9 protein-coding genes are annotated in these 12,756 nt (G+C 67.6%); 6 read left to right on the top strand and 3 right to left on the bottom strand.

Annotated elements, in window-relative coordinates; genetic code table 11:
- Positions 1-270 precede the first annotated feature (270 nt).
- From VNJ47_07125 to VNJ47_07100, 6 genes are all read left to right on the top strand, one after another.
- Entirely contained in the window at positions 271-1,356 is a 1,086-nt protein-coding gene (locus VNJ47_07125; GenBank protein HXG28602.1) for an acyl-CoA desaturase, read from the top strand.
- 24 nt (positions 1,357-1,380) lie between these two features.
- Entirely contained in the window at positions 1,381-2,499 is a 1,119-nt protein-coding gene (locus VNJ47_07120) for a ferredoxin reductase (protein HXG28601.1), read from the top strand.
- A gap of 66 nt (positions 2,500-2,565) precedes the next feature.
- Entirely contained in the window at positions 2,566-3,741 is a 1,176-nt protein-coding gene (locus VNJ47_07115; GenBank protein ID HXG28600.1) for an acyl-CoA desaturase, read from the top strand.
- A gap of 68 nt (positions 3,742-3,809) precedes the next feature.
- Entirely contained in the window at positions 3,810-4,130 is a 321-nt protein-coding gene (locus tag VNJ47_07110) for a hypothetical protein (GenBank protein HXG28599.1), read from the top strand.
- 136 nt (positions 4,131-4,266) lie between these two features.
- Positions 4,267-6,747 carry a DUF1302 family protein gene (locus VNJ47_07105; protein ID HXG28598.1) on the top strand — a complete coding sequence of 827 codons (2,481 nt, stop codon included), beginning with the start codon at positions 4,267-4,269 and terminating at the stop codon, positions 6,745-6,747.
- 131 nt (positions 6,748-6,878) lie between these two features.
- Positions 6,879-8,078 (top strand): hypothetical protein, encoded by a 1,200-nt coding sequence (locus VNJ47_07100; protein ID HXG28597.1) that lies wholly within the window; start codon positions 6,879-6,881, stop codon positions 8,076-8,078.
- Between the two features lie 316 nt (positions 8,079-8,394).
- Here the strand turns inward: VNJ47_07100 and VNJ47_07095 are convergent, their stop codons facing one another.
- The 3 genes from VNJ47_07095 to VNJ47_07085 all read right to left on the bottom strand — a co-directional run.
- The gene (locus VNJ47_07095) at positions 8,395-9,219 is read right to left on the bottom strand and encodes an alpha/beta hydrolase (protein HXG28596.1); all 825 of its coding nucleotides are present in this window, start codon (positions 9,217-9,219) and stop codon (positions 8,395-8,397) included.
- A 65-nt stretch (positions 9,220-9,284) separates the two neighbouring features.
- Positions 9,285-11,855, bottom strand: coding sequence for a hypothetical protein (locus VNJ47_07090; GenBank protein HXG28595.1), 2,571 nt, complete (start codon positions 11,853-11,855; stop codon positions 9,285-9,287).
- A 160-nt stretch (positions 11,856-12,015) separates the two neighbouring features.
- The coding region (locus VNJ47_07085; GenBank protein ID HXG28594.1) for a hypothetical protein at positions 12,016-12,756 on the bottom strand (741 nt) is incomplete at its 5' end.

Here is a 12,756-nt window from a genome sequence, read left to right as displayed (position 1 = left end):
TGAAGCCCGAGTCCGGCTGCCGCATGGGCATCTGCCATGCCTGCACCTGCCGCAAGACCGCCGGCCGCGTGCGTGACCTGCGCACCGGGCAGCTCAGCGCGGCGGGCGAGGAAGACATCCAGATCTGCGTCAGCGTGCCGGTCGGCAGCGTGACGCTGGATATATGAGGGGCCGTCATTCCGGCGCAAGCCTGAATCCAGCGACTTCGGAAAGGCACTGGACCGCGGCTTCCGCCGGGGTGACCGAAAACCGAATGATTGGAGATCCATCATGAGCATCTACCGCAAGCTGACTCCAGAGCAGTTCGAGGCGATCGGCCAGGAGTTCGACGCCATCCGCAACCGCGTGCTGGCCGACCTCGGCCAGCGCGATGCCGATTACATCCGCGGCCTGGTCAAGCGCCAGCGCCGGCTGGAGGTCGCCGGCCGCGTGCTGCTGATGCTCCCACCGGCCTGGCCGCTGGGGGTGGCCGCGCTGTCGCTCTCGAAGATTCTCGACAACATGGAAATCGGCCACAACGTGATGCATGGCCAGTACGACTGGATGAACGACCCGGCGCTACACTCGAGAGAGTTCGACTGGGACACCGCCTGCACCGCGAAGAACTGGAAACGCACGCACAACCACGAACACCACACCTACACGAACGTCCTGGGCCGCGACCACGACATCGGCTACGGCCTGCTGCGCATGTCCGCGGACCAGCCCTGGGAACCGCGCTTCCTGCTCAATGTGCCGTTCACGGTCATTCTGCACCTGTTCTTCCAGCACTTCGTGGCGGTGCAGAGCCTGAAGCTGGAGGATTACCTGGTCTACAAGACCAAGACCGGCCGGCAGCTGCGCGAGGACTTCCGACCGATGTGGAAGAAGATGCGCAAGCAGCTGACCAAGGATTACGTCCTGTTCCCGCTGCTGGCCGGGCCCTTTGCGCCCCTGGTGTTCGTGGGTAATGTCGCCGCCAACCTGGCGCGCAATGTCTGGGCCTGCGCGGTGATCTTCAACGGCCACTTCCCCGAGGACGTGGAGCAGTACCCGGAATCGGTGCTCGAGAACGAGACCCGCGGCCAGTGGTACGTGCGCCAGCTGCTGGGCTCGGCCAACTTCTCCGGCGGCAAGCTGATGCATATCCTGAGCGGAAACCTGTCGTTCCAGATCGAGCACCACCTGTTCCCGGACCTGCCGGCGCACCGCTACCAGGAAATCGCGCCCGAGGTGCGCGCGGTGTGCCGCAAGTACGGCCTGCCCTACAACACCGGCTCGTTCCTCCGGCAAACGCTGTCCACCTGGAAGCGTATCCTTAGGCTGTCGCTGCCCACGGGTTCTGCCGATTCTGTGAACGGGGCCGTCCCGGCCTGACCGCGCCGGGCTGAGGAGGGGAAGATGCAGGCTGAGCCAGGCACGAGCGGGGGAAGGTCCCTGCTGTCGCGGATCACGGCGATCACCGACCTGTTCGCCTACCCGCTGCGCACCTCGCATTACGTCGAGCTGGTCAACCCGCTATGGACCACCCACAAGCTGCAGGCGCGCGTGGTCGAGGTCTGGGACGAGACCAAGGACGCCCGCACGCTGACGCTCAAGCCGGGGCTCAACTGGCGCGGACACCGCGCCGGCCAGCACCTGCGCGTGGGCATCCCGGTCGGTGGCATGCATTACACGCGCACCTACACCATCTCCTCGCCGCCCGAGCGCGAGGACGACTGCTTCACCATCACGGTGAAGGCGATCGCGGGCGGGCGCATCTCGCATCACATCGTGCGCAACATCAAGGTGGGCGATTATCTGCCCATCGGCCTGCCGCAGGGCGAGTTCTACCTGCCGGACGCGCAACCGGTCCTGCCGCTGTTCATCACCGCCGGCAGCGGCATTACGCCGGCCATGAGCATGCTGCGCAGCCTGATCGCGCAGGAGCGCCTGCCGGACACGGCGCACATCCATTACGCGCCGCACGAGTTCGACGTGATCTTCGGGCAGGAGCTACGGGAGATGGCGCGGAAATTCCCGCGCTATCACCTGAATCTGGTGTTCACTCACGAGTACGGCGAGCAGAAACAGACCAAGGGCTATTTCAGCGCCGAACAGCTCGACCGGCTGTGCCCGGACTGGCGCGAGCGCGAGGTCTATGCCTGCGGCCCGCCGGGGCTGTTGGCGGCGCTGGAGCGGCACTTCGAGCAGGCCGGGCGCTCGCGCCATCTGCACATCGAGCGCTTCCTGGCGAGCTTTGCCGAGGTGCCGGCGGACGCGGTGGGCGGGACCGTGCGCTTCCGCAGGAGCCAGCGGAGCGTGCAGGCCGACAGCAAGACCAGCCTGCTGCGCGTAGCAGAGGACGCCGGGATGAATCCGCCGCACGGCTGCCGCATGGGTATCTGCCACACCTGCAACACCACGCTGCTGTCCGGCTGCGTGCGCGACCTGCGCACGGGCAAGGTACTGAACGAGGCCGGCAGCATGGTGCAGACCTGCATCTGCGCAGCGGCCGGCGACTGCGAACTGGACCTGTAGCAGCGAGCCCGCTCGCGACTGTCGCCGTCGCGCAGGCGCGCGCCTCCCTCTAAGAAGGAGAACATCATGAACACTGCCAGACTTCCCGTGAATCTCACCGACGCCCAGATCGAGGAATTCGGCCGCGAGCTGGATGCCATCCGCGACGAAGTCATGGACAGCCGCGGAGAGCGCGACCGCGCCTACATCCTGAAGCTGATCCGCACCCAGCGCACGCTGGCCGTCACCGGCCGCTTCGTCATTTACGCCGGCCTGTTCCTGGTGCCGGCCTGGGGCCATGCGCTGGCCTCGTGGTGGACCTGCCTGTCCGTCATCGGCCTGGGCACGTTCATGCTGGGCATCGCCAAGATCCTGGAGAACATGGAGATCGCCCACAACGTGCTGCATGCGCAGTGGGACTGGATGAAGGACCCGGAGATCCAGTCCAACACCTGGGAGTGGGACACCATGAGCCCCGCCGACCGCTGGATGCACTCGCACAACGTGGTGCACCACACCTGGACCAACGTGATCGGCAAGGATCTGGACGTGGGCTACGGCATCATGCGCGTGACGCCCATGCAGAAATGGCATCCGCTGTACCTGCTGCAGCCACTGTTCTTCGTCTTGCTCATGCTGCTGTTCGAGGAAGGCGTGGCGCTGCACGAGCAGGCGATCGACGATCACATGAAGGGCAAGAAGACCTGGAAAGAGATCGCGCCCCTGATGCGGCGCATCGGGCGCAAGGTCTGGCGGCAGGTGCTGAAGGATTACATCATGTGGCCGGGCGCCGCGCTGCTGGTCAGCATCCCGATCTCGTTCTGGGTGCCGGCCTCGCCCTGGCTGGCCTTCGGCCTGGTGGCCGGCGCCAACGCCGCCGCCAACATCCTGCGCAACATCTGGGCCTTCATCATCATCTTCTGCGGCCACTTTCCGGCCGGTGTTCATAATTTCACCGTCGAACAGGTCGAGGGCGAGACCCGCGCGCGCTGGTATGTGCGGCAGCTGCTGGGCTCCTGCAACATCCAGGGCGGCCCGCTGTTCCATGTGCTGTCCGGCAATCTGAGTCACCAGATCGAGCACCATCTGTTTCCGGACATGTGCAGCAACCGTTATCCTGAAATCGCACCGCGGGTGCGCGCGGCGGCCAAACGTTACGGCCTGCCTTATAACACTGGCTCGCTGTGGCGGCAGTTCGGCACCACCTGGCTGAAGAACCTGCGGCTGGCGTTCCCCGGCGGGGGCGGCCCGGCCCCCGCCTGATGCGCGCCGCACGCATGGCTCCGGCGCAGGCGTTAAGCTTGAGCGCTGGCCCAATGGGAAACGGCACCGTGAACAGGCTTCAGCGCATCGAGCTGCTCAAGGATTTCATCCAGGAAGCGGTGGACAAGGGCGCCACCTCCGTCGAGCAGGTGCACCAGTACATCGCCGACCTGCCGTTCGAGGCGCTGGAGCGCAGCGGCCTGCTGCGCGACGACCGGCTGGGCTTGAGGCAGAAGCAGCGGCAGACCATCGGCATGGTCTACGACGCCATCCGCCGCATCAACCGTGAGATCGGCCAGCTGGTGTCCGACCAGTTCGAGACCCTGGAAGACAGCGCGCAGGCGGCCCGCAATCTGCGCAAGCCCAGGCAGCATCGCAGGCGGCGCTGACCGCCACCCCCGCCCGCCCATCTGGCCTGCCGGGCGCGGGGATGCTACCCTTCGCGTGGCCGAGCCGTGCTTCAGTATTGCCTTATAAAACAATGCGCGCGGCCGTTTTCGCGGAGCGTGTACGGGAGGAGTTCACATGATGTGGTTTGACTTGCGGATGCAGTCTGCGGCCGGTTTGCGCCGCGTCCTGGCCATGCTGACGGTCCTTGCACTTGGCCTGCCCGCGCAGGCGGCGCAGTTCGAGTTCCAGCTCGGCGAGGAAACGGTCAACGCCGCGATCAACACTTCGGTGCAGTTCGGCGCGCAATGGCGCGTAGAAGATCGCGCGGACGACCTGATCGCCAAATCGGCGCTGAATCCGGAACTCTGCCCACGCGCCTCCAATCGTGCCGGCACCAGCTGCCAGGGCCACCTCGACGTGGCCAATCCGCTGCACGGGGCGCCGATCGAACTCAACAGCTTCATTGGCGAAGGCCCGGGCGTGAACCAGATCTTCGTCGATGCGCCCGGGGCCGGCTCGAGCAACTACGACGACGGCAACATGAACTTCGACAAGGGCGAGATCACCCAGGCGGTGGGCCGCTTCACGACCGACGTCAACCTGACCTGGAAGAACTTCGGCTTCTTCGCCCGCGGCCTGGGCTTTTACGACACCGAGAACCGCGGCAAGAAGCAGCTCTACTTCAATGCCGGCACCATCGACGGACCCAACGGCCTCAACAACAACGGCGCGAAAGGCCGGCGCGGCGACCGCGGCGACCGCGTCGAGTTCACCCGCGTCAACAACGACGACGTGGACGACCAGATCGGCGCCGGCTTCCAGCTGCTGGACTTCAACGTCTCCGGCACCTTCCCGTTCTTCGGCGATCGCGAGCTCGCGGTCAAGCTCGGTCGCCAGTCCATCAACTGGGGCGAGAGCACCCTGCTGATCGTCAACTCGCTCAACACCTTCAGCCCGCCCAACGTGAACAACCTGTTCCGGCCGGCCTTCCTCGACCTGGCCGAGGTGCTGCAGCCGATCGGGGCCATCAGCGCCTCGACCCAGCTGACCGAATCGCTGAGCGTGGAGGCCTTCTACCAGTACGACTGGGAGCAGATCGAGATCCCGGCGCCCGGTTCCTACCTGTCGTTCGTGGATATCGGCACCAAGATCGACACCCAGTTCGTGAACCTGGGCTTCGGCAAGGTGCCGGAAGATCCGTTGCAGATCGGCATCGCCGACCAGATCATGCTCTCGGCCATCACCGACACCGGCGAGCGCTTCCCGCTGTTCGAGCGGGAGGCCAGGGACGGCGGTCAGTACGGTCTCGCCTTCCGCTATTTCGCCGACTGGCTCAACGACGGCACCGAGCTCGGCTTCTACGCCGCCAACTACCACAGCCGCCTGCCCTATCTCAGCACTATCGCCGGCCAGTACGGCTGCCTGAACGGCCCTGGCGCACCGGCACCCGCGCCGCTGACGCTGGACGGGATCAATGCCGTCGATCTGGGCCTCGATCCGACCCTGGGCGGTGCGCTGCCGATCCTGCCCGGCACCATCGAGCTGAGCGTCAAGGACCTGCAGGACATCGCCAACGTCCTCGGCGCCTGCCCGGGCGCCGATGCGCTGCTGTTCGTCGAGAGCGCCCTGCCGGTCGGCATTGCGCCGCCGGCGCGCGAGCAGAACATCGGTGCCAACGGCGACGCCTTCGATGCCGACTCGATTGCGGCGCTGCTGGAATACCCCGAGGACATCAAGCTGTACGGCATCAGCTTCAACACCTCCTTCGGCGAGCTGTCGGTGCAAGGCGAGATCGCCTACCGCCCGAAGGCGCCGCTGCAGATCGACGACGTGGACCTGGTGTTCGCGGCGCTGCAGAACCCGTTGCCGATCGGCAACCGTGCCGGCGACAACACCGACCGCTACGACTTCGGCCTGCCGGGCGTCGGCACGGTCGCACAGCTGCCCGGTGCGCGCTACACGGTGCCGGATTTCGTCTCCGCCTACCGCGGCCGCGATCCCTCGACCTATGCGCCCGGCGAGCGCATCCGCGGCTGGGAGTATTTCAAAACCCTGCAGTACAACATCGGCGGCACCTACATCATCGGCCCGAACAACTGGCTCAAGGCCAACCAGATCCTGCTGTTCGGCGAGTTCGGCGTGACCCAGGTGCTGGACATGCCGGACACCGACGAGCTGCAGATCGAAGCGCCGGGCACCAACTACCACGCCTCGGCCGGCGCCGACGGCACCGGCGCCGACGGTTCCAAACAGTCGAACTCCGGCGTGATCGGGCCCTCGGGCATCCGCTTCAACCCGACGCAGCAGGATCCGGACGACTTCGCCGATGACCTGTCGGCCGGCTACCGCGTGATCGCGATCCTGCGCTACGACAATCTGTTCCCGGGCATCAGCCTGGAATGGACCAACATCCTGGCGCACGACATCTACGGCACCGCGCCGGGACCCGGCGAGAACTTCCTGGAGGGCCGCAAGAACCTGATCACCAACGCCGAAGTGCGCTTCGCTCCCGGCTGGAGCGCGGCGATCGGCTATGTCGGCTTCTACGGTGCCGGCGAGCAGAACCTGTTGCGCGATCGCGACTTCGTCAACCTCGGCGTGCGCTATCGGTTTTAGGGCTTGCTTGGTGGGGGCAGGCCTGCGGATGCAGGCCCGTGCCTGCTCGAAGGGCATGACAAAGCGAAAACCCGCCTTCCGGCGGGTTTTCGCTTTGCACGCCGACCGTTCCCCTGTGCTATTGATCAGCCATGCGTCGCGCTTTCCTCGCCCTGCTCGTGCTGCTGCCGCTGGGGCTGGCGGTGCTCTGGCAGGCGCGACCACCGGCCGCATCCTGTGATGCGCCCCGACTCACGGTCCAGGCGCGCAGCCTCGATGCACGCAGCCAGGGCTATCTGCTGGCGACCTCGCAGGCCGGGCATTTCCGCGACGCCATCTACGACCTGATCCAGGGCCGCATCCGCTTTTTCGAGCTGCCGCAGGCGGACGGCCGTTTCCACCGCTACCAGCTGGAAGATTCGCGCAGTGCCGCCTGCCTGCCGCGCAGCGCACTGGCGGCATCGCTCGACGGGCTGCCGCTGCCCGCCGGCCGCTGCCTGGCACGCCGCGATGTGCCGCAGGCGCTGAGCGCCTATCGGGTGGAGGAGGCGCGCGACGGGCTGTGGCGTACGCTGCAGCTGCGCGCACGCGACAGCGGCGCGGTGCTGGCCGTGCATCGGGCGCCGTCGCGGCTCGCGCGCCTGCTGCGGACCACGGATTGCCCGTCGAAACGGCCGCTGTGGTGGCTCACCGGCTTCGTGCTGCCGGACCGCTGGGGCGCTGTGCTGACGCGCACTGGGCTCGAGGCCGCCCGCGCTGCGGGCGAGCCGGCGCCGGCGCTGCTCCCGGCGCCGGACACGGTGCGATGGCAGCTGGCGCTCGAAGGCGAGGCGCCGCCCGAGCCCTGCTGGCTGCCCGGCTGGGCGGGACCGACCGAGGTGCATGTGATCGAACTGGAACAGGGGCCGCTCCCGGTCCCGGCGCGGCTCGACGCAGAGTCCCGCGAGGCCGGCATGGTGCTGGTGGACGTACACGTACCCGACGCGGCGGTGGTGATCCTGGCCCGCGCGCAGGGCCCGACCGTCTGGCACGTGCACGAGTCCGGGCGCAGCAGCGTGGTGGCGATGCTGGTGCGCGGGCATCACGGCCAGGCGGTGGTCGGGCTGTCGCGCTTCAGCCGCATCCTCATGGCCACCCGGCTGCACAACCCGCAGGCCCGGTGCAGCGAAGCCGAGCTGCGCGAGATCGAGGCGCGGGTGATCGCCCAGTACGGGGTCGCGCGCCGTCAACGGCAGGACTCTAGGCAGCAGCCACCGGTGCCGCGCTACGCCGTCGGCGAGCCGATGCCGGAGGGTGGGGAGCTATTCCACTACGATCGCGCGCTGTCGGACTTCGAAGTGCAGGACGATTGACGCCGCTCAGGCCGCGGCGCCCTGGAGCCGGATCACGAATCGGCGGATGCAAAGGATTCGCGGCAGAGCGCCTTCGACTGCGCGAGCCTGTGGCGGCGGAAGTCCTTGGCCGCCTCGCGGATGTTGTCCAGCCGCACCAGCGGGCGCAGCGCGTCGCGGGTGCCGTCGAAATGGGTGCTGCGGCGCAGGAGGCAGATGGCCAGTCCTCTCGGGATCCCAGATGAGTTTCGCTCGCATTCCGGCGCAAGCCGGATCCAGTGCCTTGGGTTTGCAGAAGTCGCTGGACCCCGGCTTACGCCGGGGCGACGAAACAAGCCTAGGCCGCCGCACGCAGCGGGACCGCCTCTCTCAGGAACTCGATGATCTGCGGCATGAGCCGCTCCGGCCTCAGGCGCAGCTCCAGGATCGAACGCGCGTAGATCAGGCGCGCGCTGGCCAGCTGGCGCGCCAGGTTGCGCGCGTCGGTTTCCGGATGGATCAGGTCATAGTTGTGGGCAATGATCAGCGTCGGCACGCGGATCGCACTACGGTCCACCACGTCCGGTGCGATCGGCCCGACCAGGATGCCATGCAGCACGGCGGCCATGGTGGTGGGGTCGTTGGACAGGATGTTGAGCAGGCTGTCCGGGATGCCGCGATCCTTGCGCGGGATGCGCGCGAACCACTTGCGCGTGATGTCGAACAGCGGCCGCCCCAGGCTGACCAGCGCCAGCAGCGGCGCGAAGATTACCGCCGCCGTCACCGCGGCGTTCTCCAGCACCGGCATCTCCACGATCAGCGCCTTGACCCGTTGCGGCGCGAGGATCGCGACCTGCAGCGACACGTCGGCACCGAGCGAGACGCCGCCGATGGTGGCGCGCTCCACGCCCAGGTGGTCGAGCAGGTTGAGCACGTGGCGCGCGTAGCGGTCGAAGCGGTGCAGCGTGGCGTGCCGCGGCTTGTCGCTGCCGCCGTGGCCCGGCAGGTCCAGCAGCACGACGCGGTAGCCGGCCGCCGCCAGCCGGCGCGCGAGGTCGCGGTTGATATTGGCGTCGAGCAGCAGACCGTGCAGATAGACGATGACCTCGGGCCCGCTGCCGTGGATCTCGTAGTACAGGCGCTGGCCGTCGCTCTCGAAGGTTTCGGCGATATGGACGCTCAAGACGGGTCTCCGGTCGGAGGGCACGGGCCTGTGCCCTCCGCTAGGATACCCGAGCCGCCGCTGCGCTACAGCGTCTTCAGGTACTCGATGATGGCCTTGCGCTCCTGCTCCGTCAGCACGTCGGTGAACTCGTGCCCGCCGTTGCCGTTGCCGAGGATGCGGGTGTCGTACACCAGGCGCTTGTCGATCGAATCCGGCGCCGGGTCGGGGATGCTCACCAGCCCCGACCAGCTCAGGCTGCGGTTGAGGAAGTTCTGCACCAGCTGCACCAGGGACGGGCCTTTGTCGTCCACCGGGTTGCAGTTGATCTGCTCGGTGCCCGGCATCTGCTGGCAGGTCATGGCCGTGTGCTGCCAGCCCATGGCCGCCTTGTCATAGGCGCTCAGGCGCTGGTCGAAGCCGGTCACGCGGCCGTCGGCTTCCGTGCGCAGCTTGCGCTGCCAGATGGGTACGCGCTTGGACGAATCCAGCACCGCCTCCACCGTCGGCACCGAGCCGTTGTGGAAGTAAGGCGCGGTGGCCCACACGCCGTACAGCGGCGGCGCCTGGTAGCCGATCACGTCCTTCTGCCAGCCGCACAGGCCCTGCGGGCGCAGTTCGATCGGCAGCATGTCGTCCAGCGCCTCGGTGAACGGGTCCTTGTCCTCGGGCGCGACATAGCCGGGACGGCCCTCCGGGTAGGCCCAGAAGGTCGTGTCCCAGCCGCGGCGCAGCGTGGGCGTGAGCATGTCGGAACGCGCGCGGTCGGTGCCGATCACGTCCAGCGTGGCGATGTGCCCGGCCACGCCCTCGAGCGCCGGGGTCTCCAGGTAGGCCGGGTCGTTGACGTAACGCGGCGAGTAGGCGCCGTGGCAGCTGGCGCAGGAGCCGTTGCCGCCGGCCGGCCGCGGGCGCGCCGCGTTGCCGTCCTCGGCCCACAGATCCTTGCTGTGGAACAGGATTGCGCCCTGCCTGGCCAGCGCGAGATCGATGTCGGGCTCGCCGGAGGGTTTCCTGAACGGCCACTCGGGCGAGCGGAGGGACAGGAAGAAGGCTTCCAGATCCTGATCGTGCTTTTCGATGCGCTCGCGGTAAGGTTTGCCGTCAAGGGTGAACAGCGAATCCAGTTCGCCCGGGCCGGCGGCCATGATGATGCGCGTGCTGTCGTTGGACACGCCGGCGTCGAAGAATTTGCGCGGGCGCGAGCCCATGTTCCACCAGGGCGGCGTGTCCTGGGTGTGCGCCAGCGGGTGCGAGATGTCCTGCACGCCCTGCACGCCGCCGGGCGTCACCACCTTGAGCGGGTTCGGGTTGACGCCGAGCGAGTCGAGGTCCAGCAGCGTGTTGAGGAACTCGAAGGCGCCGACCGCGTTGTTCTGGCCACGCTGCTTGATGCCGATATTGAACACGCTGTTGACGTCGAACGGCGGCAGCAGGGTCGCGAGCGGCGTGCCGATGAAGGGCGAGCCGTCGCGCGCGCTCATGATGACATCGTAGTTGTTGTTGCCCAGCCCGAGACTCTCAAGGCCGATCAGGGTCGGCTCGCCGATCTGGCCGCCGTGACACAGGAAGCAGGCAGCGCTGCCGATCTGGCCGGTCCACTGGCCGTTGGCGTTCTTCTTCTGGCGCAGGCCCAGCGGCAGCCGGCCGGAGCCGCCGTTGGTCGCATTCGGATCCTCGCCCGGCAGCGGGTAGGGATTGTGGAACGGCGCCTCGTTGAGGCCGTAGCGCAGGGTATAGAGCTCGTCGAAATTGGCCGGCCGCTCGGTCAGCCCCCATTTCTGCCAGGTGTTGGCATGTGACGATGCCGAGGTGCTGCCGACCGGCAGTCCGTCGAGCAGGAAGGCGCGGCCGCGGTTGCGGCGCTGGATGTATTCGCCGCAGGTCTTGGCCTGCTTTTCCTCCGGCGGCGCGTTGGCGTGGCAGTCCTGCCAGAAGGCGTTGAAGTACACCGCCTTGCCCTGGTTCACGCCCGGCTGCACCAGCGTGCGCGGATCGGGCGGCAGCGGCGTGGTGTCGTTCTCGTCCTTGCCGGCGCAGAAGCTTTCCCAGACATGCTGCGCGCGCTTGCTGCCCAGCAGATCATCCACCTCCGTACCGCCGCCCCCGCCGCCGGCATTGCCCAGCAAGGCCGCGCAGTTCGCCGGCTGCTCCCAGCACTGCAGCAGCAGCTTCATGCTCTCATATGCCGCACTCCCCACCGGCCAGGGCTTGCCGCCGCTGTGCGGCTCCGCCGCCACCGTCGGCTCGATCAGAATCTTGTTCGTCTCAACCCCCCGCCCCAGGGCAATCCACGACGCATTCAGCTTGGCGTAGTCCGCCAGCGGATTGGCCGAGAGCTCCTGCTGCGTGGCCAGCATGAAGCGCCGGCCCTCGTCCGTATCCGCCACCCCGCCCGGGATATGGCAGGTACGGCAGAAGCCCAGGCTCTGCCGCACGCGATCGGCAAAGAATTCCTCGCTGTTGGCGAACTGGCCGCCGCCCCCTCCGCCTCCGCCACCGCCAGTACCCCCGCCACCGGTACCGGAATCCCCGCCCGTCGCACTGCCGCCACTGTAGTCGCCACCGCAGGCGGACAGCGCCACCGTTGCGGCCAGCGCCAGCAGGCCGGCGCGAGCCCGCTGCAGCGTGCAAAGTCTGATGAGTTGGCGAGCCATGTCGATATCCTCTCCGACGGCAAGTTACGCAAAGCGCCTCATGCTGGCGATCGTAGTTTTTCAGGTGCCGATACGGCGACCCTAAGCACCTGATTCAACGCCTGAAAGCCCGCGTGGCCCGCGGCCTGACGGGTTATCAACGGGAGTTGGGACGGCGTCCTCATAGGGTCTTCAGGTACTCGATCAGGGCGCGCCGCTCGGCATCGGTCAGCACCTCGGTGAAGTCGTGCCCGGTATTGCTCTTGCCGAACAGGTAGGTGTTGAAGATCTTGCGATCCTCCACGCCCTGCCGGCCGAGCGGCGGCAGCGTCTGGTAGCCGAGGCTGTTCTGCGTACCGAAGAAGCCGAACAGCTGCTCTGCCAATTGGCCGAACAGGCTGGGCGCACCCGTCGGCTGGCAGTGGTAGTAGGGGATGCCGTTGGCGCCCGCGCCGCAGGTCAGCACATCGTGCTTCCAGCCCATCCGCGCTTCGTCGTAGGCCTGCCAGCGCGTGTCGAAGCCGCGCTCGGCGCCGACGCCGTCGTTGAGCTTGCGACGCCACAGCGCGGGCCGCTCGGAGGGCTTGAGCAGGGACCAGACGTCCGGCACCGAGCCGTTGTGCAGGTAAGGCGCGGTCGCCCACACCCCGTGCAGCGGCGGCGTCAGGTAGCCGGTCGCGTCGCCGGGCCGGCCGCCCTGCCACTGGCAGGCGCCGCGCGGGCGCGCGCCCGGCGTGAAAATCAGATAGTCGTCGGCCGCTTCCTGCAGCGGGTTCTTGTCCTCCGGCGCGACGTAGCCGGGCGCGCCTTCCGGGTAGGACAGCCAGCCGGTGCCGAGAATCTCGAACAGCGGCGCGGTGAAGCCTTCGAGGCGCGCTGGATCGGTGCGGATCTGCTCGAGCGGCGCGATGTAGCCGGCCAT

It is taken from the genome of Nevskiales bacterium, assembly GCA_035574475.1.
Taxonomy (GTDB): domain Bacteria; phylum Pseudomonadota; class Gammaproteobacteria; order Nevskiales; family DATLYR01; genus DATLYR01.
The sequence above is the reverse complement of the archived record's forward strand: the minus strand, read 5'-3'. Positions and strand labels throughout refer to the sequence as shown.